Consider the following 21,892-nt stretch of genomic DNA (forward strand, 5'->3'; position numbering starts at 1 on the left):
GTCTCCGGTACGACCCGCAGGTGAACCACGAGGTTGTACGTGGGCGAGAACTACCTCTGCTTGATCCGCAGGAAGGTGACCGAGTTCGCCGGGAAGGTGTACTCGAACTTCGAGGCGACCCCCGACACGGTCGACGTCACCGGCGTGACAGGGGTGTTCGTCTCGGTGTTCACTGCGTCCGGCTCGCCCGCCAGAGTGGTCACCCGGGCCCGGGACGCGACCTTCGCGCCGCCGAGGTCGATGGCCGTACGGGCATCCGCGGACTGGGCGTTGACGACCTTGACGATCAGGTCACCGGTCGCCGCGTCCTTGGTGACGACCTGGCGGAACGGCTCGGCCGGCTTGTCGTCGGTGAAGCTGCCCCACTTCTGGCCGTCGAGGTAGAGGGTGACCTGGCGGCCCCGCACCTTGACGTCGATGTCGTAGGCGCGGCCCGTCTCGATCGACCCGGCCTTGGAGATCAGCGTCGACTTGCCGCCGTCCGAGGCCTGTTCGACGGCGGACTGGGTGTTGTTCCAGCCGCCCAGGTTCCACCAGTAGTAGTTGCCGGTGTCCTTGACCCCGAAGGCGACCAGGAAGCCCTCCTTGCCGGACTTCTTGGTGGCCTTCACATGCAGGTCGTAGTCGTGCCAGCTCGGGTCGCCCGCCGTGACCATGGTGTTCTCGGCGGCCTCGTCGCTCTGGACGTAGGTGCCGTCCTGGATGGTCCAGCTGCCCGTGCCGTTGTGCGTCCACTTCGAGGCGTCGCCGGAGAAGTCGTCGCTCAGCAACGAGGTTCCGTCCGCCGCCGTCACCTTCACATCGTCGTACGCCGCACTGGTCGCCCAGGTCGACAGGCCGACGGCGCCGGTGATCGGGCCGCTGACGGTGGGGGTGCCGGTCGCGGTGGACGGGACGACGCGGTCACCGACGTTGTTCATGAACAGCTTCTGGACCTCGTAGTTGGCCGAGTTCCAGGAGGCGTGGTTGTTGAACCAGATCATGTCGGGGCGCCACTGCACGTAGTCCTCGTTGGCGAGCAGCGGGGCGTACGAGGCGAGCTTGACGATGTCGGCGTTGCGCTCCAGGCCGGTCATGTAGGCGGCCTCCGCGAGGGCGTTCTCCCAGGCGTTGCCCTGGGAGGCGTACTCGCCGAGGAAGACCTTGGGGCCGTTCCTGTCGTAGCTGTCGTAGCGGTCGTTGTTCTGCAGGAACCACTGCGGGCTGTTGTAGTAGTGCTCGTCGACCATGTCGACGTTCGCCTCGCGGTTGAGCTTCCAGGCGGTGTCGAAGGTCGCCCCCGTGTCGTCCGGGCCCGAGTTGGAGATGACGGTGATGTCCGGGTACTTCGCCTCGATCGCCGCGCGGAACTTCTGGAAGCGGGCGAAGAACTCGTTCGGCAGGTTCTCCTCGTTGCCGACCGCGAGATGGGTGAGGCGGAAGGGCCTGGGGTGGCCCATCTCGGCGCGCTTCTTGCCCCAGGTGCTGGTCACGGGACCGTTGGCGAACTCGATGAGGTCGAGAGTGTCCTGGATGTGCCGCTGGAGCAGCGCCTCGTCGTCGGTGGCGCGGTTCTGGCCGCATCCGGTGACCAGGGCCGGGACGACGGGCAGCGGCATGGCGCCGATGTCCTCGGAGAAGCGGAAGTACTCGTAGTAACCGAGGCCGTAACTCTGGTTGTAGCCCCAGAAGTTGGCGTTGGTGGCACGCTCCTCGACCGGGCCGATGGTGTCCTTCCACTGGTAGGACCGCTTGCGCTGCCAGCCGGAGGCCTCGCTGTAGTCCTGCATGGAGCCGGTGTTGACCAGACAGCCGCCCGGGAAGCGGACGAAGGCGGGGTCGAGGGCCTCGATCTTCTCGGCGAGGTCCTTGCGCAGGCCGTTCGGCTGGTTCTTGTAGGTGTCGCGTGGGAACAGCGACACCATGTCGAGGGCTGCGGCGTCGGTGGCGGCGACGGTGAGGCGGCCGCGGCTGCTGGTGCGGGTCGCGGTGAAGGCGGCGGTGTACTTCTTCCAGCCACCCTTGGCGGCCACCTGGCGGGCGCTCGCCAGTTCGCCGGCGGCGTCCTTCAGGGACACGGTGAGGGTGGTGCCGGCCGCAGCGCGCGCCCAGACGGAGAAGTCGTACCTCTTGCCCTTCTCCAGCCGGATCCCGGTGTTGTAGCCGGCGTTCGTCACGGACGAACCGGCCTCCAGGGAGAGGTAGTTGCGGTTGCGCTCGTTGAGCCGGCCGTCGTCGCTGCGGACCTGCGCCGTGCCGCCGACCGTCCAGGAGGTCAGGGGGGTGTAGGAGGAGTGGTCGGCGGTGGAGTACTCGAAGGACCGGTTCTGCACGAGTTCGGCGTACAGGCCGCCGTCCGCGGCCCGGTTGATGTCCTCGAAGAAGACGCCGTACATCGTGTCGTCGATCTCGGCGCCGGTCCCGGCCGGGTCGACGGTGATCTCGTAGTCGGTGACGGCCTCGGCGTGCGCGGGGGCGGGCACGAGGGCGAAGGCCGTCAGGAGGGCGGTCGCGGTGAGACCGAGTCTCCAGCGGGTGCACGTGGTGCGTGACATGGATACTCCGCGGCTCGACGATGGGAGCTGTTCGATATATCGGACATTGGTCAGCACTTCGAACGGCAAGATAGGGAGGGGGCGCAGTGGCGTCAATGGATCGCGCAGCGACGGGCGGGACGGAGAGCGGGACGGGATGGGCGAGTTCTGGCCAGTACCGGATGTGCTGGCGTATCTGGCCGGGCACTGGCGGGTGGAGCGCTCGGTGCGGGATCTCGCGAGCGGTGAGCGGGGCGAGTTCACCGGGACGACTCTTTTCAGCCCGCTGGAGAGCGGCGGGCTGCTGCACGAGGAGTCCGGCACTTTCGTCTGGCAGGGAGCGGCCCGGCCCGCCGAGCGGACACTGCGCTTCCTGCCCGGGAGTTCGCCCGGCACGGCGGACGTCCGCTTCGCCGACGGCCGGCCCTTCCACGACCTGGACCTGACCGCGGGCCGTCACCTCGCCGACCACCCGTGTGCGGCCGACCTGTACCGGGGCGAGTTCACCGTCCTCGACGAGAACCGCTGGCGGTCGGTGTGGCGGGTGCGCGGGCCCGCGAAGGACCTCGTGCTCACCACCGACTACGCGCGTGAACCCACTGTCAGTGCCCGCCTCTAAGGTGCTCGGCATGACCCAATGGACCCAGGACTCCTACGGCCACCACGAGGTGAACGTCGTCTTCGCACGGGGCACTTCACTCGACGCCCTCACCGGCGGCCTGCGCGAACTGGCGCGCGATCCCCTCGACCACGGTGAGGGGAACGGCTGGATATGGGCGGTGCACGACATGCTCAACGCGGACATCGAGGACTACGACCCCATCGACTACCGACGCGTGTGCCCGGACGGCGCCGAGCTGGTCGTGATCGTGACAGAGCCGTGCAGCCCCAAGGGCTTCCCGCCCGACTTCGACTATTACCGCGACGGCCGGCTGATCCTCCACTTCAGCTTCGAGGACCTGGGCCAGCGCGTGGGCGACGACCCGGACCACCTCTCCCCCGAGCTCCTGGCCGCGAACCTCATCGGCCCCGACGCGTACTGCCCGCACGCGGACGACGACGACCACGCCGGCTGGGAGCACGCCGGCGACGACCGGGAGCGGCTCATGAAGGTGATCGCCGACTTCTACAACCTGCCGTCGCCGCCGCTGGCCGCGGAGGTGACGGCGCGTTGACATGGCTCGCCCCGAACACGTTCGCCACCTTCTGCAAGGGCATGGACCTGCCCACCCTGACCGGCGTCTTCGGCGAGGCCGGGCTGCCCGCCTCCGCCACCGGCGAGTCGTCGGGCTGGGCCTGGGCCTCCCATGACACCCCCGCCGTGCCGCACGGCGGGAGCGTATGGACGCTGGCGCGCGACATCACCGGCTTCCGCTACGAGGGCAGCGCGGAGACCGTGTTCCTGGCCTCCACGCCCGCGTGCGCCTGCCCGCACGGGCAGAGCTGTCTGGTCCCGCACTGCCCCGAGCACCCGTTCCAGTTCACGTACAACCGGGGTGGGTTCGAGCAGCTGTATCTCAATGTCGGAGGGCGTCGCGAGTCGCGGCGCGGCGGCGGCATGGCCGATCTGCTGGTGCGCGAGCTGCTGGACGCGGGGATCGTCGGCCGGGACACCTCGCGCTACGACGCCGACCCCGAGTTCAACGCGGACGGCGCTCACACGATGCGGATCCTCGTCAAGCACTTCGGGCTCCCGTCACCTCTACGTCCGTGAGGGCTGGGTCGGCACCCCGTCGAACCGCAGGTTCCAGCGGCCCGCCCGGCCGGTGACGGTCGTGGTCGACAGCGGGCGGACGTCGAGGTTCCAGTACGTCGCGGGCGGCGCCTTCAGGGCGTACACCAGGGCGGCGCGGATCACCGAGGGCTCGGCCACGGCTACGACCCGGCCGCCGTCCTCCACGGGCCGGGTGTCGAGCCAGCCGCCGACCCGGGTGATGAACGCCAGCAGCGACTCGCCGCCGTGCGGTGTGCCGCGCGGATCCGCGAGCCAGGCGTCCACCGCCTCCGGCTCGCGGGCCATCGCCTCGCCGAGCGTCAGCCCGCGCCAGCGGCCCATGTCGCAGTCGCGCAGGGCGAGTTGCACCAGCGGCGCGTACCCGAGGGCGTCGCCGGTGGCACGGCTGCGCGGGGTGGGCGAGCAGTAGCGCAGCTCGGCCGCCGACAGCGGCACCAGACCGTGGGCGACGCGCTGCACCTCGTCCCAGCCGGCCTGGTCCAGCGGACGGTCGTCCTCGAAGCGCTCCGCGAGCAGCGGGGAACTGCGCGCCGCGGCGACGAACGTGACCCGAAGTGGCATGCCGCGATCGTGATTCGCGAAAGTGCGCAGGTCAAGAGCTGTCACCTTCGAGTTACCCAGGGTATGCGAAACCTTGCTTCCAGGTCAGGATCAGCCGGGCAACCCGCTACAAACAGAGCGCCATCCATTGATCCGGTCAGCCGACTTCGGCGCAGGCCGCCCGCAGCCGCCGTACCCCTTCGGCGATCTCCCCCGTCCCGGCCACCGCCGCGAAGCTCAGGCGCAGGTGTGCGGCCGGGGGTTCGGCGCTGAAGTACGGGCGGCCGGGGGTGATCGCGACGCCCGCGCGGAGGGCGGCGGCGGTGAACGCCGATTCGTCGGTGCCCTCGGGCAGGCGGAGCCAGAGGTGGTAGCCGCCCGACGGGATGTGCGGCAGGGCGAGTTCGGGCAGGTGCAGCCGCAGCGCGGACGTCATCGCGTCGCGCCGGCCCTTCAGCTCCATCGAGACCGTCCTCAGGTGGCGCGGCCAGGCGGGCGAGCCGACGAGTTCCAGCGCGGCCTCCTGCAGGGGCCGGGGCACGAAGAAGGTGTCGACGACCTGGATGGCACGCAGCCGCTCCAGCACCGGGCCGCGCGCGGCCAGGGCGCTCACCCGGAAGCTGGGTGAGGTCGCCTTGGTCAGCGAGCTGACGTGCACGACGACTCCGTCGGGATCGTCGGCGGCGAGCGGACGCGGCAGCGGCGGCGCGTCGGCGTGCACGAGCCGTCGTACGAAGTCGTCCTCGACGACGAAGGCCCCGGCCTCGCGGGCGATGCGCAGCACCTCGGCGCGGCGGTCGGGGGCGAGTACGGCGCCGGTCGGGTTCTGGAAGAGCGGCTGGCAGACGAACACCCGGGCGCCGGTGGCCCGGAACGCGTCGGCGAGAAGGGCGGGACGCACCCCGTCCGGGTCCACCGGGACCGGTACGGGACGCAGGCCCGCCGCCCGCGCGATGGCCAGCATGCCGGGGTAGGTGGGCGACTCCACGAGCACCGGCGCGCCGGGCGGCGCCAGTGCGCGCAGGGCGATGGTCAGCGCCGACTGTCCGCCGGAGGTGACCAGAACCTCGGCCGCCGTGACCGCGCCGCCGATGCTGCGCGCGAACCACTCGCGCAGCTCCGGCAGCCCCTCCATGGGCGGCCTGCCCCAGGCACCGGGCCGACGCCCGGCCCGGGACAGGGCCGCCGCCATCGCCCGCTCCGGCTGGAGGGAGGGATGCAGGTAGCCGCCGTTGAACTCGATCACGCCGGGCGGCGGGGCGGCGAGTGAGACCAGGACGCCGGAGGCGTCCACCGAGCGCGGTACGAGCTCGGCGGCGCCGTCCGCGCTGAGGGAGACCTCCTGCCAGGAAGTGTCGCCGGCGGGTGCGGCCTCGGCACGCGGCCGGGCGCGGAACGCTCCGGCGCCGGGCCGGGTCACGACCAGACCTTCGGCCGCCAGTTGCGCGAGGGCACGCGAGACGGTCACCGGGCTCACCCGGAACCGCTCGACCAGGGCCCGGCTGGACGGGAGCTTTCCACCGTACGAGTAGCGCTCGAGCTCCCGCCGCAGCTGATCCGCCAGTTCACCGACACTGCTACGCTCTTGCATGAGAACACAGAGTAGCGCTACTGCTCCGACCAGGATAGCGGTCAGCGGCCCCACCAAGGCCTCCGCGGGTACCCTCCAGGCCGCTCTCGGCGTCATCGCCTTCTCGCTCACCTTCCCCGCCACCGCCTGGGGCCTGGAAGGCTTCGGGCCCTGGTCGCTGGTCGCCGTGCGCAGTGTGCTCGCAGCGCTCATCGCGGGCGGCTGTCTGCTGGCACTGCGCGTGCCGTTGCCCGCCCGGTCGCACTGGCCGGGTCTCGCGGTCGTCGCCGCCGGGGTCGTCGTCGGCTTCCCGCTGCTCACCACGCTCGCCCTGCAGACCTCCACCACCGCGCACGCCGCGGTCGTGGTCGGCCTGCTGCCGCTGACGACCGCGCTGCTGTCCGCCCTGCGCGTCGGCACCCGTCCCTCGCGCACCTTCTGGACGGCGGCGCTGGCCGGCGCGACGGCGGTGGTCGCCTTCACCGTGCAGCAGAGCGGCGGCGCCCTCACCTCCGCCGACCTGTATCTGTTCGCGGCGCTGCTGGTGTGTGCGGCCGGTTACACCGAGGGCGGGCGGCTGGCCCGGGTCATGCCGGGCTGGCAGGTGGTCGGCTGGGCGCTGGTGCTGTGTCTGCCGCTCACCGTGCCCGCCACGGCGCTCGCCCTCGCCTACGAGCCCGTCCAGCTCACCGCGCACAGCGTGACCGGGGTGCTCTGGGTCGCGGCCGGCTCGCAGTTCCTCGGCCTGGTCGTCTGGTACCGGGGCATGGCCGCCATCGGCATCCCCAAGGCCAGCCAGTTGCAGTTGGCCCAGCCGCTGCTCACACTGGTGTGGTCGGTGCTGCTGCTGGGCGAGCACCTGCCCGTGGCCGCGCCGCTGACGGCTGCGGCCGTGCTCGTCTGCATCGCCGTCACGCAACGGGCGCGAGGCTGAGCGGCGCGCACGCACCGGTACGGACCGGCGTCGCCCGCCCTAGACTCGAAAGTACGGACCGCTGCTCCGCACATGGTGAGGAGGCCCCAGATGCGCGCAAGCGTGGGCGACCAGCTTGTCCAGCACGGCAGGGTGGTCGGCCAACACGACAAGGTCGGCGAGATCGTCGAAGTGATGGGTCAGGAGGGCAACCCCCCGTACCGCGTCAAGTTCCAGGACGGGCACGAAGGCGTGTGCTCACCGGGCCCCGACACCGAGATCCGGCACAAGGAAACCACCGGGCAGTGATTCAGCGCGGGGAAATCGCCGGCTGCTGATAGTGGTCGGCGACCACCCGCGTCATCGCTCCGAGGGCGTCGGCCGCCGCGTCACGGGCGGAGAAGAAGACATGCCCGCGCACCTCGGGGTGTTCGCGGGCGAAGGTCAGGTGCCGGGACAGCTCGGCCGGGTCCTGCCAGGCTTCGTGCTGCACCGGATCACCGGCCTTGTACAGCGCCTCCCCCACGTACAGCTGTGTGCCGGTACCCCGTGCCGTCTCCGCCCACCACGGCACGAGAGTGGCGTAGTCGGCGGCGGCGTTGCCGATGTGCCAGTACAGCTGGGGACAGATGTAGTCGATCCAGTTCTCACGCACCCACTTGCGGGTGTCCGCGTACAGGTCGTCGTACGTCTGCACGGCCCGGGTGTCCGAGCCGAGCGGGTCGGTGTCGGCGTTGCGCCACACTCCGAACGGGCTGATCCCGAACCGCGTGCCGGGGCGGACCTCCCTGATGCCGGCCGCGGTGTCGCGCACCAGCCGGTCGATGTTGTCCCGCCTCCAGTCGGCCCGGTTCGTGAAGGCCGCGCCGTGGGTGTCGTAGGCCTCGTCGTCGTCGAAGCTCTGGCCGGCGACCGGGTAGGGGTAGAAGTAGTCGTCGAAGTGGACGGCGTCGACCGGGTATCCGGCCACGGCGTCGAGCATCGCCTCCTGCACGAAGGCACGTACGTCGGGAATCCCGGGGTTGTAGTAGAGCCTGCCGCCGTAGGCCACCACCCAGTCCGGGTTCTTGCGGGCCGGGTGCGAGGCGACGAGCCTGGTCGGGTCGGTGTGGATCGCCACTCGCAGCGGGTTGAACCAGGCGTGCAGCTCAAGGCCCCGGGCGTGCGCCTCGTCGACCGCCGTGCCGAGCGGATCCCACCCGGGGTGCTGTCCCTGGGTGCCGGTGAGGTACTCCGACCAGGGCTCGTACGGCGAGGGCCACAGCGCGTCGGCCGTCGGCCGCACCTGGAAGATCACCGTGTTCAGCCCGCACCGGACCGCCCGGTCCAGGTGGGCGGTCAACTCGGCGCGCTGCTCCTTCACGGTCAGGCCCATGGCGGAGGGCCAGTCACGGTTGTTCACGGTCGCCAGCCACATGCCGCGCATCTCGGTGGTGGTGCGCGGCCGACGAGGGGCCGCACCCGCCTCTCGCGCCATCACGAGGGTCGACAGTGCGGCCAGTGCAAACGCCCGACGAGACAGCTGCCCCACGACACGCACCCCACATACGCTGCGGATCCGCGCCGTCACGGATCGTCTCCGAAGCCTCAGGATGCCCCCACCCCGGCGATCGATCATCGATACTTACGGGTAACGTGCACGGATGGAGCAGGCACCGGAACCCGGCGACCTGCCTCGGGACTGGATCAGCGAAGGGGACGATGTGACCGACATCGAGCGCGTCGGAGTGGTGGGCTGCGGCCAGATGGGGGCCGGCATCGCCGAGGTGTGCGCCCGCGCCGGCCTGGACGTGAAGGTCGCCGAGACCACCGGCGAGGCCCTGGAGATCGGCCGCACCCGGCTGTTCAACTCCCTGGCCAAGGCGGCCGAACGCGGCAAGATCACCGAGGAGGAGCGGGACGCCACGCAGGCACAGCTGAGCTTCACCACCGACCTCGGTGAATTCGCCGACCGGGATCTGGTCATCGAGGCCGTCGTCGAGAACGAGCAGGTCAAGACCGAGATCTTCCAGGTGCTCGACCAGGTCGTGACCCGCCCGGACGCGATCCTGGCCTCCAACACCTCCTCGATCCCGCTGGTGAGGCTGGCCGTCGCCACCTCGCGCCCCGACCAGGTCATCGGCATCCACTTCTTCAACCCGGCCCCGGTGCAGCAGCTCGTCGAGCTGATCCCCGCGCTGACCACCTCCGAGGGCACGCTCGGCCGGGCGCAGCTGTTCACCGAGAAGGTGCTCGGCAAGCACGCCATCCGCGCCCAGGACCGCTCCGGCTTCGTCGTCAACGCGCTGCTGATCCCCTACCTGCTCTCCGCGATCCGGATGTTCGAGTCCGGTATCGCCAGCCGCGAGGACATCGACAACGGCATGGAGATGGGCTGCGCCCACCCGATGGGCCCGCTGAAGCTGTCCGACCTGATCGGCCTGGACACGGTGGCGTCGGTGGCGCATTCGATGTACGAGGAGTACAAGGAGCCGCTCTACGCCGCTCCCCCGCTGCTGCAGCGTATGGTCGACGCGGGCCGGCTGGGCCGCAAGAGCGGCTCGGGCTTCTACACCTACGGCTGATTACCGAGCGCGACGCTCCGCTGGGCCCGGCACCTGGGAGGTGCCGGGCCCGCGTCATTCACACACCGTGTGCGCGTCGGGCCCGCATATGCCGTTCGCACACTCTCCCCAGGTGCCCACCAGGCGAGTTGACTCACCATGCGCATGCAAGGGACGTAAGACGACTACGGAAAGGAGCGGTTCGTGACCGCCGATCCCGAGCATTCCGTCGCCCAGGAGGAACTCGCAGAGTTACGTCGCCGTCTCGACGTGGCATACGCCCGCGTCGAGGGCGGGCTGGCGCTGCTCTCCCATCGCACCGAGGAAACCGCCAAGGAACTGGACGAGTTGAGCACGCGGCTCATCACCCTGGAACACGCCCGATGGCCGCTGCCGTCGGTCACCGCTGTCACGGCCGTGGCCGCCCTCGTCGTGGCCGTCTGGCAGGTACTCGCACGCTAGTGCCACGGCACTAGACGACGGCGTCCTGGCCGAGCCTGAGGTAGTGCAGTAAAAGCAGCGCGGCCGCCATGTTGGCGGCCGGGACCTCGCCGCGGGCGACCAGATCGGGGACGAGTTTGAGGGGGACCCATTCCCGCCGGTCCGACTCGAAGTCGTCCACCGGGTGCCCGATGTATTCGCCCTCGTCGGCCCAGTAGATGTGGTGCCGGGCGTCGGTGAGCCCGTTGGACGGCTCCACGCTCATCAGGTGGCGCAGGGGTCCCGGCCGCCAGCCCGTCTCCTCCTCGAGCTCCCGGGCAGCCGCGACCGCGATGTCCTCGCCGTCCTCGACCACGCCCGCCGCGAGTTCCCACCCCCAGCTGTCGGTGATGAAGCGGTGGCGCCACAGGAGGAGGACCTCGTTGGCCTCGTTCACCACCGTGGCCACGGCCACCGGCCGCAGCCGTATCAGGAAGTGGTCGAGGTGCCGGCCGTCCGGCAGCTCGACATCTGCGAGATTGACGCTGAACCAGCGGTTTTCATACACAGTTTGTTCGTTCTGTTTCGTCCACTGCACGGTTCTGCCACCTTCCGCCGAGTAAGTGGCAATATCGCAGCAGGAGCGTGCCCACAGCAGAGGAAAAGCGTGGCGTTGCCGTTCAGGCGGTGTCGCTACAGCGGTACGCGCAGTGCCCCGTCGATGAGTTCGGCGGCCTCGGCCGTGCCCGCGCCGCCGCTGCGCACCAGGTGCTCGCGCACCGCCCGGAGTCTGTCACGCAGCCGCTGGGACTCCATGCCGCGGGCCTGCTCGGCCATCTGTACCGCGGTCGCCACCGCCTTCTCGGCGTTGCCCTGGCGCAGTTCGATGGTGCTGAGCATGGCGAGCCGGTGCACCCGGCCCCGGTCGTGCGCGGGGTTGTCCACGGCGGCCGCGGCATGCTCACCGGCGGCGGCCAGTTCGCCGAGGCTGAGCAGTGCCTCCGCCACCTGGACGTTGACCAGGCCCGGCTGGACATAGCCGGTCTCGTCGGGTTCGTGTCCGCGCCGGATGCGTTCGGCGGCCTGCTCGGCCCGCCGTATGCAGGACAGGGCGCTCGTGCCGTCGCCGAGGTGGGCGTACGCCTTCGCCTGCATCGCGTACAGATCGGAGGCGAGGGCCGGGGTGATGTGCTTGCCTGCGGCCCGCAGCGCGGCCTCCGCGAAGGCGACGGCCTGACGGTACTCCCGCATGAACAGCGACTGGTTGACGAGCAACGCGATCACATACGCACCGAGTCCCCGGTCGCCGCTGGCCTTGGCGAGCCGCAGCGCCTGGTGGAAGTAGCGCTGGGCGAGGCCGTGTGCGTCGGAGTCGTAGGCGCAGATGCCGGCGATCGCGACCAACCCACCGGTGGCGCGGTGGAGTTGGCGGCCGGTGGCGTCGGTGTAGCTGCCGCGCAGCAGGGGCGCCGCCTCGGAGTTGAGGAACCCGACGATCCGGGTGCGGGTCGCGACACCGCCGGCCTTGCGGTACATCTGCTCGTAGTGGGTGCGGGCGGCGCGCAGCATCTCGATGTCGGCCGGGGTGACCCGGTGCCGGCCGCCACGGGAGACGTCCACGTCCTCGGGCGGATTCTCCCACTCCCACACGGGCATGACGGCCGGCGTGCCGGTGACGGCGGGGGCGCCGAGGACGTGCGGGCGCTGCTGTTCGTCGGAGCGCCACAGGGCGGTGGCGCGTTCGACGAAGCCGGACAGCGAGGTGCCGTGCGCGCCGGCCGGCTCCCCCGGTACGCCGAGTCCGATGTCGTCGAGTGTGACCGGCCGGTGCAGCCGGGCGGCGAGCACCTCGCAGATCAGGTCGGGCACCTGGCCACGCGGCCGCTGGCCCTTCAACCAGCGGGCCACGGCGGTGTGTTCGTAGCGGAGCGCGAGTCCGCGCGCCCGCCCGGCCTGGTTCACATGTGCCGCGAGACCGGCGTGCGAGATCCCCGCCTCGTCCAGGATCGCGTCGAGCAGAGTGTTGGGCTGCATCGGAAAGGCCCCCCAGATGGCTCGGTGTCGACAGCGTAGTGAATTCGCCTTCACACGGGGTGTGAACGGAGTGCGCGAATCCGGGCTGTACGCGCACTGTTGCGGAGAGTTTCCGGCCGGTTGACTGGAATGCCTCGCAAGAGGCCGGCCGGGCCGTCGGCTCCCCCTCGTACAGCGGCGGCCCGGCGGCGGCGCTGCGCTCGCTGTGCCGGGGACCGTGGGACTAGCGGTGGGTTGTCGGGTGCGGGTGCGTGGTGGTTGCTCGCGCCCGCGCGGCGGAGCCGCATGTGTCACTGTCCCGTGCCCCTGAAGGGCGTCTGGGTTGGCGCTCGTTGCGTAGTGCCAGTAGGGCTATGTCGTCGGTGGGGCTGCCGCTGGTGTGGCAGAGGAGGCTGGTGAAGACCGCGCCCAGGATGGACTGTGGGGTCAGCGAGTTGTCCCGTAGGGCCTCGGCCAGGGCGGCCTCCAGCGGAAAGAACCGGCCACGCGCGTCTCGGGCGTCCTCGGCGCCGTCCGTGAAGAGGAACAGTGCCTCGCCGGGCCGGAGTTGGCCGAAGGGTGCGGCGGGCAGGTCGGGCGGTAGCGGGAACGAGCCCATGGGCGGGAGGGGATCGGCTCGGGCGAGTGGTTCGACGTGGGTACCCAGGAGCCGGTACGGCCAGGGGTGGCCGCAGTTGAGGGCCCGCAGCTCGCCGTCCCGCCCGATCTCCAGCAGCAGGACGGTCACGAACTCCTCGGCCACGAGGCCGTCGGCCCGCCCCCTCAGGTACCGGGCCAGGGCGCGGTCCAGCCGGCGCAGAACACCGGCGAGTTCCGGCTCGTCGTGCACGGCCTCCCGGAAGCTGCCGAGGACGGCGGCGACGGTCCCTATCGCGGCCAGCCCGTGCCCGCGTACGTCCCCCATCACGACGCGGACACCGTGGTCGGTGGCGACGACCTCGTACAGATCGCCGCCGACGGAGGAGCCGCGGTCGGCGGAGAGCTGGGCGGCGGCGACGTTCAGCCCGTCGATGCGCGGGGGCATGGGCCGCAGCAGCGCGTCCTGCGCGGCGGCCGCGACCTTGCGGGCCTGCCGCAACTCGCGCAACAGCGTGCGCCGGACATGGAGTACGAGCCCGGTGCCGACGGCGAAGAAGACGACCGCCAGCACGCCCCACATGGTGGGAAGCCCCAGCGCAACCACCCTGCCGGACACCCGTAGGTTACGGATCATACGGAGGCCCCCATTGCAGGCCGTAACAGCGCAGACCGGCCTCGAAAGACCGGTCCGATTCTGTCGCCGTGTGCCCCGCAAGAGCCAGATCACCCGAACTTGCCACCCAAAAGAGTGAGGTGACCGATGGGGGGTGTGGGGGGGCACGCCCCCCCACCAGGGGCGCGGGGAACTGCGCGACCAGCCACAATCAACCCGCGGCCAAAAACCCGCAGTCCCCGGCACCCAGCGAAGCTAACTCCGCAGCACTGCGCCCGTACGCTCAGCAGCCAGCGCCACCGCCGCGTCCCGAGCCGCCGACGCCTCGTCGACGGTCAGCGTCCGGTCAGCCGCACGGAACCGCAGCGCGTACGCCAGCGACTTCCGCCCGTCGCCGAGCTGCTCCGCGTTCTCGTACACGTCGAACAGCCGGATGGACTCCAGCAGTTCACCGGCGCCCTCGCGCAGCGCGGCCTCGACCTCGGCGTGTGGGACCGGCTGGTCGACGACGAGCGCAACGTCCTGCGTGGCGACCGGGAACGTGGAGATGCGCGGCGCCTGCGGGGTGCCGTCGCCCGCCTGCTCCAGGGCGTCCAGGTCGAGCTCCGTCGCACAGGTGCGGGCGGGCAGGCCCAGCGCCTTCAGGACGCGCGGGTGCAGCTCACCGGCGTGCCCCACGACCCGCTCGGTGCCGTCGGCGACGACCACGAGCTCGGCGCAGCGACCCGGGTGCCACGGCCCGTACCGGCCCTTGCGCACGACGAGTTCGGCGCCCGCCTCACGGGCCACCGCGCGTGCCGCCTCGATCGCGTCGGCCCAGTCGGCCGGGCGGTCCTTGCCCCACCAGCCGGCCTGTTCACGCGCGCCCGCGAGGACGACGGCCACGTGCCGCGGCTGCTCGGGCAGCGCGGCGTTCAGCGTGGCGATCTCCTCGTCGGTGGGGCGACGGTCGACCGGCAGATGGGTGGCGACGCCCTGGCCCTCACGCGGGTGGAACACCAGCCCCGTCTCGAACAGCGCCAGGTCGTGCGAGCCCCGGCCGTCATTGCGCCGCAGGGCACCGAGCAGGCCCGGCAGCAGCGACGTACGGAGCACGGGCTCCTCGTCGTTGAGCGGGTTGGCCAGCCGGACGACGCGGCGGGCCGGGTCGTCGGCGTCGAGGCCGAGCTGGTCGAAGACCTGCTCGCTGACGAAGGGGTAGTTCGGCGCCTCGACGTAGCCCGCACCGGCCAGGGCTCGGCCGACCCGGCGGTGCAGCCGCTGCCGGTGGGTCAGGCCGCGGCCCGACGGGGGCTTGGGCAGCGTGGAAGGCAGGTTCTCGTAGCCCTCGAGCCGGATGACCTCTTCGGCGAGGTCGTTCTGCTCCAGCAGGTCGGGCCGCCAGGACGGCACGGTGACGATCAGCTCGTCCTGCCCGTACACGTCGCAGCCGATCTGCTGGAGCCGGCGTACGACGGTCTCGCGGCCGTACTCGACGCCCGCGACCTTGTCCGGGTGGTCGGCCGGGACGGTGATGGTGTGCGGCGCGGACGGCGTGATGACCTCGGTGACACCGGCCTCGGCGGTGCCGCCCGCCAGCAGCACCAGCAGGTCCACCGTGCGCTGGGCGGCGGCGGACGCGGCCTCGGGGTCGACGCCCCGCTCGAAGCGCCGGGACGCCTCGGAGGACAGCTTGTGCCGTCGGGCCGTCCGCGCGATCGACACCGCGTCGAAGTGCGCGGCCTCGATCACGATGTCGGTCGTGGCGCCCTCGGTGTTCTCGTGGTCGGCGATCTCGGTGTTGGCGCCGCCCATGACGCCCGCGAGCCCGATGGGGCCGCGCTCGTCGGTGATCACCAGGTCCTCGGCGTGCAGCTTGCGCTCGACGCCGTCGAGGGTGACGATCTTCTCGCCCTCCTCGGCCCGGCGCACACCGATCGTGCCCCGGACCAGGGAGCGGTCGTAGGCGTGCAGCGGCTGGCCGAGCTCCATCATCACGTAGTTGGTGACGTCGACGGCGAGCGAGATCGGGCGCATGCCGACCTTCTGGAGCCGGCGCTGGAGCCAGATCGGGGAGCGGGCCTCGGGCCGCAGACCGCTGATCGTGCGGGCGGTGAAGCGGTCGCAGCCGAGCGGCTCGGAGACCTTCACCGGGTAGCCGTAGGCGTTCGGCGCCGGTACGTCGAGCAGGGCCGGGTCGCGCAGCGGCAGGCCGTAGGCGATGGCGGCCTCGCGGGCGACGCCGCGGATGGACAGACAGTCACCGCGGTTGGCGGTGACGGCGATGTCCAGCACCTCGTCGACCAGCTCGAGCAGTTCGATGGCGTCCTTGCCGACCTCGGTCTCGGGCGGCAGCACGATGATGCCGTGCGTGCCGTCGTCGCCCATGCCCAGCTCGCTGCTGGAGCAGATCATGCCGTGCGAGTTCCTGCCGTACGTCTTGCGCGCGGAGATCGCGAAGCCGCCGGGCAGCACGGCGCCCGGGAGGACCACGACGACCTTGTCGCCCTCGGCGAAGTTGCGGGCGCCGCAGACGATCTCCTGGGGCTCACCGGTGCCGTTGGCGGTGCCGACGTCGACGGTGCAGAAGCGGATCGGCTTCTTGAACTCCGTCAGCTCCTCGATGGTCAGCACCTGGCCGACGACCAGGGGGCCCTTGAGGTCGGCGCCGAGCTGCTCGACGGTCTCGACCTCAAGACCGGCCGAAATGAGCTTGGCCTGCACGTCACGACCCGTCTCCGTCTCCGGTAGGTCGACGTACTCCCGCAGCCAAGAAAGCGGGACCCGCATCAGATCTCCATCCCGAACGGCCGGGTGAACCGGACGTCACCCTCGACCATGTCTCGCATGTCCTCGACGTTGTGGCGGAACATCAGCATCCGCTCGATGCCGAACCCGAAGGCGAAGCCGCTGTACTTCTCCGGGTCGACGCCGCAGGCGGTGAGCACCCGCGGGTTGACCATGCCGCAGCCGCCGAGCTCGATCCAGCCCTCGCTGGAGCAGGTGCGGCAGGGCCGGTCGGGGTTGCCGACGGACTCGCCGCGGCAGACGTAGCACACCATGTCCATCTCGGCGGACGGCTCGGTGAACGGGAAGAAGTTCGGCCTGAGCCGGGTCTTCATGCCCTCGCCGAACAGCGACTGGACCATGTGGTCCAGGGTGCCCTTGAGGTCCGCCATGGTCAGGCCCTCGTCGACGGCGAGCAGCTCGACTTGGTGGAACACGGGCGTGTGCGTGGCGTCCAGCTCGTCGGTGCGGTACACGCGGCCGGGGCAGATCACGTAGACCGGCAGCTCGCGGTCGAGCAGGGAGCGGATCTGCACGGGCGAGGTGTGGGTGCGCAGTACAACGCCCGACTCGGAGCCGCCGTCCGGGCCCTGTACGAAGAACGTGTCCGCCTCACCACGGGCCGGGTGGTCCGGGCCGATGTTCAGGGCGTCGAAGTTGAACCACTCGGCCTCGACCTGCGGCCCCTCGGCGACCTCGTAGCCCATGGCCACGAAGACGTCCTCGATGCGCTCCGAGAGCGTGGTCAGCGGGTGGCGGGCGCCGGCCGGTACGCGGTCGTACGGCAGCGTGACGTCCACGTCCTCCTCGACCAGCACGCGCGCGTCGCGCTCGGCCTCCAGCTCGGCCTGGCGGGCGGCGAGGGCCCTGTTCACGGCGCCGCGGGCCTGGCCGACGCGCTTGCCGGCCTCGGCCTTCGCGTGCGGGGGCAGGGCGCCGATCTCGCGGTTGGCGAGGGCCAGCGGGGAGGTGGCGCCGGTGTGGGCGACCTTGGCCTCCTGGAGCGCGTCGAGGGAGTCCGCGGCGGCGAAGGCGGCGAGCGCCTCGTCCCGCATGCGCTCGATCTCTTCCGGTTTCAACGTCTCGACCTCGACAGGGTCGTACGACTTATTCGGTGCCGACATCTCTTCCCGTGCTTCCGATTGGCTGGCTGAAGGTCCCCGTCACCGACTCACAAGGCCGTCTCCGGGACACAAAGGTGCCAAAGGCCGAGTCTAACGGGGTGGAGGTGGGCGAATGCGCCCGTGGGCCGCTCAGGTCAGATAAGCCGGAGCGCTCACGGGCAACGTAAATCGAAACTCGGCGCCGCCACCGGGGGCGCGGCCGACCGTGATGATGCCGCCGTGAGCTTCGACGATGCCCTTGACGATGTACAGCCCGAGGCCCGTGCCGCCGCGCTTGCTGCCCCGCCAGAAGCGGGTGAAGACGCGGTTCATGGACTCCTCCGGAATGCCGGTGCCCTCGTCGCTCACGGTGACCGACGTGCCGGCGTCCTCTCCTTCGCGGGGAGACGTGGCGGGCGTTACGTCGATCGTGACAGTTCCCTCGCCGTGGCGCACGGCATTTTCGATGAGATTGCTGAGCACCTGGTCGATCTTGTCGGGGTCGGCCCACAGGGCGGGCAGCGGCTGCTCGATGCGCAGCAGGAACCGGTCGGCGGGCAGTCCGGCCGCGACGTACGCCTGGATGTGCCGACCGACGGCGGCACCGATGTCGACGGGCTGGCGGCGCACCTCCAGCCGACCGGAGTCGATCCGGGAGATGTCCAGCAGCTCCGCGATGAGCCGGGTGACGCGGTCGGCGTCGGCGTCGACCGTCTCGAGCATCAGCCGCTTCTGGTCGTCGGTGAACCTCTCCCACTTGGCGAGGAGGGTGGCGGTGAAGCCCTTGACGGAGGTGAGCGGCGAACGCAGTTCGTGGGCGACGGTGGCGATCAGTTCCGCGTGGCTGCGCTCGGTGCGGCGGCGGGCCTCGGTGTCGCGCAGGGAGACGACGACGCGGCGGACGGGGCCGGTGGGTTCCGTACGGACGTACCGCACCGAGACGAGCACCTCCCGCCCACCCGGCAGCAGCAGGTTCCGCTCGGGCTGCCGGACCCGGATGGCGAGCCCGCCGTAGGGATCGGTCAGCTGCCACCACCGCCTGCCCTCCAGGTCCTCCAAGGGCAGGGCCTTGTCGAGGCGCTGTCCGAGAACGTCCTGCGCGGCAACCGCGGTGATGCGTTCGGCGGCGGAGTTGAAGCAGATCACCCGCCCGTGCTCGTCCGCGACGACGAGCCCGTCGGGCAGTTCGTCGGGGTCGATGCCGAGCTCGGCAGGATCGCCGTACCGGGGCTCGGGCGGACGTCGTACGTCCTGTCCCCCCGGTGCGCTGCTCGTGCCGACACTCATCCCCGTACTCCACCTCTCAGACGGCGCAGGTGGCCCCCGAATTGGTCACCCTACTAGCTCTCGGTGACGGAGCGGCAGCCTCCGGGAGCGCGCTGTGCACGGGCCGACGCGTAGAGACATACGGCCGCGGCGGTGGCGAGGTTCAGGCTCTCGGCCTTCCCGTGGATCGGGACGCGGACAACGGCGTCCGCGAGCGCGCGGGTCTCCTCCGGGAGCCCCCACGCCTCGTTGCCGAAGACCCATGCGGCCGGCCCGCCCATGGTGCCCTTGTCGAGCTCCTCGTCGAGGTCGTGCTCCCCGGCCCCGTCGGCGGCCAGGATCCGCACGCCGGCTTCCTTCAACCCCGCCACGGCCCGCTCGACGGGCACACCCACGGCGACCGGCAGATGGAACAGCGAGCCCACGGAGGCGCGGACGGCCTTGGGGTTGTACAGGTCGACGGAGGCGTCGGTCAGCACGACGGCCTCGGCCCCGGCGGCGTCCGCGCACCGCAGCACGGTGCCGGCGTTACCGGGGTCGCGTACATGCGCGAGCACGGCCACGAGCTTGGGCCGCGCACGGAGGATGTCCTCGAAGGGCGTGTCGAGGAACCGGCAGATCCCGACGAGCCCCTGCGGGGTCACGGTCGTGGAGATGTCCGCGACGACCTGCTCGGAGGCGAGGTGGACACGGGCGCCGGTGTCACGGGCCAGGCCGATGATGTCCGCGTACCGCTCGGCGGCCTCCACGGTGGCGAACAGCTCGACCAGGGTGTCCGGCTGCGCACCCGCCTCCCGCACGGCCTGCGGCCCCTCCGCCAGAAACAGCCGCTCCTTCCCCCGGAAGTTCCGCTTGGCCAGCCGCCGCGCGGCGGAGACACGGGGAGAACGGGGGGAGATCAGCTCGGGGGTGGGGGCGTTGTTCACTTCAGTAACTCTCCGCTACGACGGCGATCGGTCGCTTCTTCTCCGCCGCAACGGCGCTCAGCCACGACGGCGGATTCTGGGGGTCCCCCCACGCCCTTAAGGCAGTGGGGAGGTGCCGAACCAACCGGTGCTCATAACAACGGACCCGCAGGCATCGCCCACGGGTCCGTTCAGTCACGTCGGACGTCGGCCTGAGCCAGCGCAGCGATCACGCAGCCTTCGGCGCGTTGACGTCGGCCGGCAGCGCCTTCTGCGCGACCTCGACGAGCGCGGCGAACGCGGTGGCGTCGTTCACGGCCAGCTCGGCCAGGATCTTGCGGTCGACCTCGACGTTCGCGGCCTTCAGACCCTGGATGAAGCGGTTGTACGTGATGCCGTTGGCGCGGGCAGCGGCGTTGATGCGCTGGATCCACAGCTGACGGAAGTCACCCTTGCGCTTCTTGCGGTCGTTGTAGTTGTAGACCAGCGAATGGGTGACCTGCTCCTTGGCCTTGCGGTACAGGCGCGAGCGCTGACCGCGGTAGCCGGAGGCCTGCTCGAGGATCGCCCGGCGCTTCTTGTGGGCGTTGACTGCCCGCTTGACGCGTGCCACTTGTTAACTCCTTGTAGCGGGGCCGTGGTTGGACTCACACGGCCCGGAAACGATTGGGTCCCGGTCCAGACGTACGGCGCGCGGGGCGCCGCTGTGTCACTTGCCGAGAAGCTTCTTGATCTTCTTGGCGTCGCCCGGGGCCATCTCGGCGTTGCCGGTGAGGCGACGCGTCAGACGGGACGACTTGTGCTCGAGCAGGTGGCGCTTGCCGGCGCGCTCACGGAGCACCTTGCCGGAGCCGGTGACCTTGAAGCGCTTGCTGGCACCGCTGTGCGACTTGTTCTTCGGCATAGCGCCGTTCTCTCCTCGTCGGTGGCGCTCCGGTGCCCGGTCGCGAAACCGGGCACGGTGGAGCGTCGCTCTCTTATCGGTTATGTCCTGGGGACCTGGGTCCCCCGGGATCACGCCTCGGCGGAAGCCTCAGCAGGGGCCTCGGCGATCTCGGCGTCCGCGGCGTTCTGCGACTTGCCGGGGTTGGCCTTCGCTTCGGCCTTGCGGGCCTCCTGCGCCTGGCGGGCCTCGGCCATCGCCTCGGTCTTCTTCTTGTGCGGACCGAGAACCATGATCATGTTGCGGCCGTCCTGCTTCGGGTTCGACTCGACGAACCCGAGGTCCTGGACGTCCTCCGCGAGACGCTGCAGCAGTCGGTAGCCCAGTTCGGGACGGGACTGCTCGCGACCACGGAACATGATCGTGATCTTGACCTTGTCGCCCTGCTTGAGGAACCGGACGACGTGACCCTTCTTGGTGTCATAGTCGTGCGGGTCGATCTTCGGCCGGAGCTTCATCTCCTTGATGACCGTGTGCGCCTGGTTCTTGCGCGCCTCACGGGCCTTCATGGCCGACTCGTACTTGAACTTCCCGTAGTCCATGAGCTTGCACACGGGCGGACGGGCGTTCGCCGCGACCTCGACCAGGTCCAGGTCGTACTCCTGCGCAAGCTCCAGTGCCTTGGCCAGCGGGACAATGCCCACCTGCTCGCCACTGGGACCGACAAGTCGCACCTCGGGAACGCGAATCCGGTCGTTGATGCGGGGCTCGGCGCTGATGGATCCTCCTCGGTAGCACCACGCGACGGTCTGGCGGACAGCCGCGTAACGTCTCTGTTCGTTAGACCTAACCGCGCCGAAGCACAAAAAATGCCCCGGACGATCACAGGCGGGGCTCCTCGAACTACCGGAGCGACCGCCGCGGTGACCGCGGGGCGCACTTTCGGGCGGTGGCCGCCGCTGGGGACGGGACCGCCTGACCGGTGACCCGCCGCCCTGAGGGCGGCCAGGTGGGAGTTCGGAAGCCTCCACTTGTAGGTCGGCCACACTTGCACACATGCGTGTCCGACCGGTCGTTACACAAGGTTAGCAGCCTCGGCCGGAAAGGGCTAACTGAGGCCGACTGGGGCTGGTTGTCCCTCTGCCCCTATGGTGAACGGCATGAGTGAAGAGACGCCCGACTTCAACGCCATGACCCGCGACATCGCCGAGGTCCCCGCGGTCGAGGTGATCGTGACGGTCGCCGTCAACCTGATGAGCGCCGCCGCGGTGAAGCTCGGTCTGACCGAGGAGGGCGAGAAGCACAAGGACCTGGACGAGGCCCGCAAGCTGATCCACGCCCTGGCCGGTCTGCTGGACGGGAGCGCGACCGAGATCAGCTCGTTCCACGCGGCCCCGCTGCGCGACGGCCTGAAGTCGCTCCAGCTGGCGTTCCGCGAGGCGTCCCTGGTCCCGGACGAGCCGGGCCAGGGTCCGGGCGAGAAGTACACGGGCCCGGTCTACCGCTGAC

At 70.5% G+C, this 21,892-nt stretch carries 22 protein-coding genes; 8 read left to right on the forward strand and 14 right to left on the reverse strand.

The genetic code is table 11. The features are described 5' to 3' along the window. Positions 1–50 precede the first annotated feature (50 nt). Complete coding sequence (locus tag StrepF001_RS04245) at positions 51–2,534, reverse strand: alpha-L-arabinofuranosidase C-terminal domain-containing protein (protein ID WP_129796906.1); 2,484 nt, start codon at positions 2,532–2,534, stop codon at positions 51–53. A 136-nt stretch (positions 2,535–2,670) separates the two neighbouring features. On the opposite strand from StrepF001_RS04245, the gene StrepF001_RS04250 reads away from it, so the two are divergent. Genes StrepF001_RS04250 through StrepF001_RS47240 form a run of 3 tightly spaced genes read left to right on the forward strand, consistent with a single transcriptional unit; the run spans position 2,671 to position 4,227 of the window. Further along, positions 2,671–3,132, forward strand: coding sequence for a DUF6314 family protein (locus tag StrepF001_RS04250; protein ID WP_129796907.1), 462 nt, complete (start codon positions 2,671–2,673; stop codon positions 3,130–3,132). Positions 3,133–3,142: 10 nt separating this feature from the next. After that, the gene (locus tag StrepF001_RS04255) at positions 3,143–3,688 is read left to right on the forward strand and encodes a hypothetical protein (protein ID WP_129796908.1); all 546 of its coding nucleotides are present in this window, start codon (positions 3,143–3,145) and stop codon (positions 3,686–3,688) included. After that, positions 3,685–4,227, forward strand: coding sequence for a hypothetical protein (locus tag StrepF001_RS47240; protein ID WP_240797279.1), 543 nt, complete (start codon positions 3,685–3,687; stop codon positions 4,225–4,227). Before StrepF001_RS04255 ends, StrepF001_RS47240 begins: the two co-directional genes overlap by 4 nt. On the opposite strand, the gene StrepF001_RS04265 is transcribed toward StrepF001_RS47240, so the two are convergent. Next, positions 4,216–4,809, reverse strand: coding sequence for a histidine phosphatase family protein (locus StrepF001_RS04265; protein ID WP_129796909.1), 594 nt, complete (start codon positions 4,807–4,809; stop codon positions 4,216–4,218). The two genes, StrepF001_RS47240 and StrepF001_RS04265, sit on opposite strands and share 12 nt — an antisense overlap. Before the next feature lie 136 nt (positions 4,810–4,945). Next, the gene (locus StrepF001_RS04270; RefSeq protein WP_129796910.1) at positions 4,946–6,379 is read right to left on the reverse strand and encodes a PLP-dependent aminotransferase family protein; all 1,434 of its coding nucleotides are present in this window, start codon (positions 6,377–6,379) and stop codon (positions 4,946–4,948) included. Here StrepF001_RS04270 and StrepF001_RS04275 point away from each other — a divergent pair. After that, positions 6,378–7,292, forward strand: coding sequence for a DMT family transporter (locus StrepF001_RS04275; protein WP_129796911.1), 915 nt, complete (start codon positions 6,378–6,380; stop codon positions 7,290–7,292). The genes StrepF001_RS04270 and StrepF001_RS04275 overlap by 2 nt on opposite strands. Before the next feature lie 90 nt (positions 7,293–7,382). Further along, on the forward strand, positions 7,383–7,580 hold the full coding sequence (locus StrepF001_RS04280) for a DUF1918 domain-containing protein (RefSeq protein WP_129796912.1): 198 nt from the start codon (positions 7,383–7,385) through the stop codon (positions 7,578–7,580). Between the two features lies 1 nt (position 7,581). Here StrepF001_RS04280 and StrepF001_RS04285 read toward each other — a convergent pair whose 3' ends face one another. After that, on the reverse strand, positions 7,582–8,748 hold the full coding sequence (locus StrepF001_RS04285; RefSeq protein ID WP_240797308.1) for a family 10 glycosylhydrolase: 1,167 nt from the start codon (positions 8,746–8,748) through the stop codon (positions 7,582–7,584). Positions 8,749–8,974: 226 nt separating this feature from the next. On the opposite strand from StrepF001_RS04285, the gene StrepF001_RS04290 reads away from it, so the two are divergent. Together StrepF001_RS04290 and StrepF001_RS04295 are read left to right on the forward strand one after the other, a co-directional pair. Further along, complete coding sequence (locus tag StrepF001_RS04290) at positions 8,975–9,835, forward strand: 3-hydroxybutyryl-CoA dehydrogenase (protein ID WP_165396177.1); 861 nt, start codon at positions 8,975–8,977, stop codon at positions 9,833–9,835. Between the two features lie 183 nt (positions 9,836–10,018). Next, positions 10,019–10,276: a hypothetical protein gene (locus tag StrepF001_RS04295; protein WP_129796915.1), complete on the forward strand. Its 258-nt coding sequence runs from the start codon at positions 10,019–10,021 to the stop codon at positions 10,274–10,276. 10 nt (positions 10,277–10,286) lie between these two features. On the opposite strand, the gene StrepF001_RS04300 is transcribed toward StrepF001_RS04295, so the two are convergent. From StrepF001_RS04300 to infC, 10 genes are all read right to left on the reverse strand, one after another. After that, positions 10,287–10,832, reverse strand: a complete 546-nt coding sequence (locus tag StrepF001_RS04300) for an NUDIX hydrolase (RefSeq protein WP_129796916.1) — start codon at positions 10,830–10,832, stop codon at positions 10,287–10,289. Between the two features lie 95 nt (positions 10,833–10,927). Continuing rightward, the gene (locus StrepF001_RS04305) at positions 10,928–12,268 is read right to left on the reverse strand and encodes a transcriptional regulator (RefSeq protein WP_129796917.1); all 1,341 of its coding nucleotides are present in this window, start codon (positions 12,266–12,268) and stop codon (positions 10,928–10,930) included. 223 nt (positions 12,269–12,491) lie between these two features. Beyond that, positions 12,492–13,481 (reverse strand): PP2C family protein-serine/threonine phosphatase, encoded by a 990-nt coding sequence (locus StrepF001_RS04310; protein ID WP_129796918.1) that lies wholly within the window; start codon positions 13,479–13,481, stop codon positions 12,492–12,494. A 234-nt stretch (positions 13,482–13,715) separates the two neighbouring features. Beyond that, the gene (gene pheT / locus StrepF001_RS04315) at positions 13,716–16,229 is read right to left on the reverse strand and encodes a phenylalanine--tRNA ligase subunit beta (RefSeq protein ID WP_129796919.1); all 2,514 of its coding nucleotides are present in this window, start codon (positions 16,227–16,229) and stop codon (positions 13,716–13,718) included. Continuing rightward, entirely contained in the window at positions 16,229–17,350 is a 1,122-nt protein-coding gene (gene pheS / locus StrepF001_RS04320) for a phenylalanine--tRNA ligase subunit alpha (protein WP_129796920.1), read from the reverse strand. The genes pheT and pheS overlap by 1 nt, the downstream gene beginning before the upstream one ends. Before the next feature lie 129 nt (positions 17,351–17,479). Then, positions 17,480–18,616: an ATP-binding protein gene (locus StrepF001_RS04325; RefSeq protein WP_129796921.1), complete on the reverse strand. Its 1,137-nt coding sequence runs from the start codon at positions 18,614–18,616 to the stop codon at positions 17,480–17,482. Between the two features lie 53 nt (positions 18,617–18,669). Beyond that, positions 18,670–19,521 carry an RNA methyltransferase gene (locus StrepF001_RS04330; RefSeq protein ID WP_129796922.1) on the reverse strand — a complete coding sequence of 284 codons (852 nt, stop codon included), beginning with the start codon at positions 19,519–19,521 and terminating at the stop codon, positions 18,670–18,672. 208 nt (positions 19,522–19,729) lie between these two features. After that, positions 19,730–20,113: a 50S ribosomal protein L20 gene (gene rplT, locus StrepF001_RS04335; protein ID WP_004933571.1), complete on the reverse strand. Its 384-nt coding sequence runs from the start codon at positions 20,111–20,113 to the stop codon at positions 19,730–19,732. A 96-nt stretch (positions 20,114–20,209) separates the two neighbouring features. After that, complete coding sequence (rpmI, locus tag StrepF001_RS04340; RefSeq protein ID WP_007829094.1) at positions 20,210–20,404, reverse strand: 50S ribosomal protein L35; 195 nt, start codon at positions 20,402–20,404, stop codon at positions 20,210–20,212. Between the two features lie 110 nt (positions 20,405–20,514). Next, entirely contained in the window at positions 20,515–21,162 is a 648-nt protein-coding gene (infC, locus tag StrepF001_RS04345) for a translation initiation factor IF-3 (protein ID WP_240797309.1), read from the reverse strand. 381 nt (positions 21,163–21,543) lie between these two features. Here infC and StrepF001_RS04350 point away from each other — a divergent pair, with 381 nt between their 5' ends. Further along, on the forward strand, positions 21,544–21,891 hold the full coding sequence (locus StrepF001_RS04350; protein ID WP_224738340.1) for a DUF1844 domain-containing protein: 348 nt from the start codon (positions 21,544–21,546) through the stop codon (positions 21,889–21,891). The last annotated feature ends 1 nt before the right edge of the window (position 21,892 follow it).

It is taken from the genome of Streptomyces sp. F001 (assembly GCF_004187715.1).
Taxonomy (GTDB): Bacteria; Actinomycetota; Actinomycetes; order Streptomycetales; family Streptomycetaceae; genus Streptomyces; species Streptomyces flavusporus.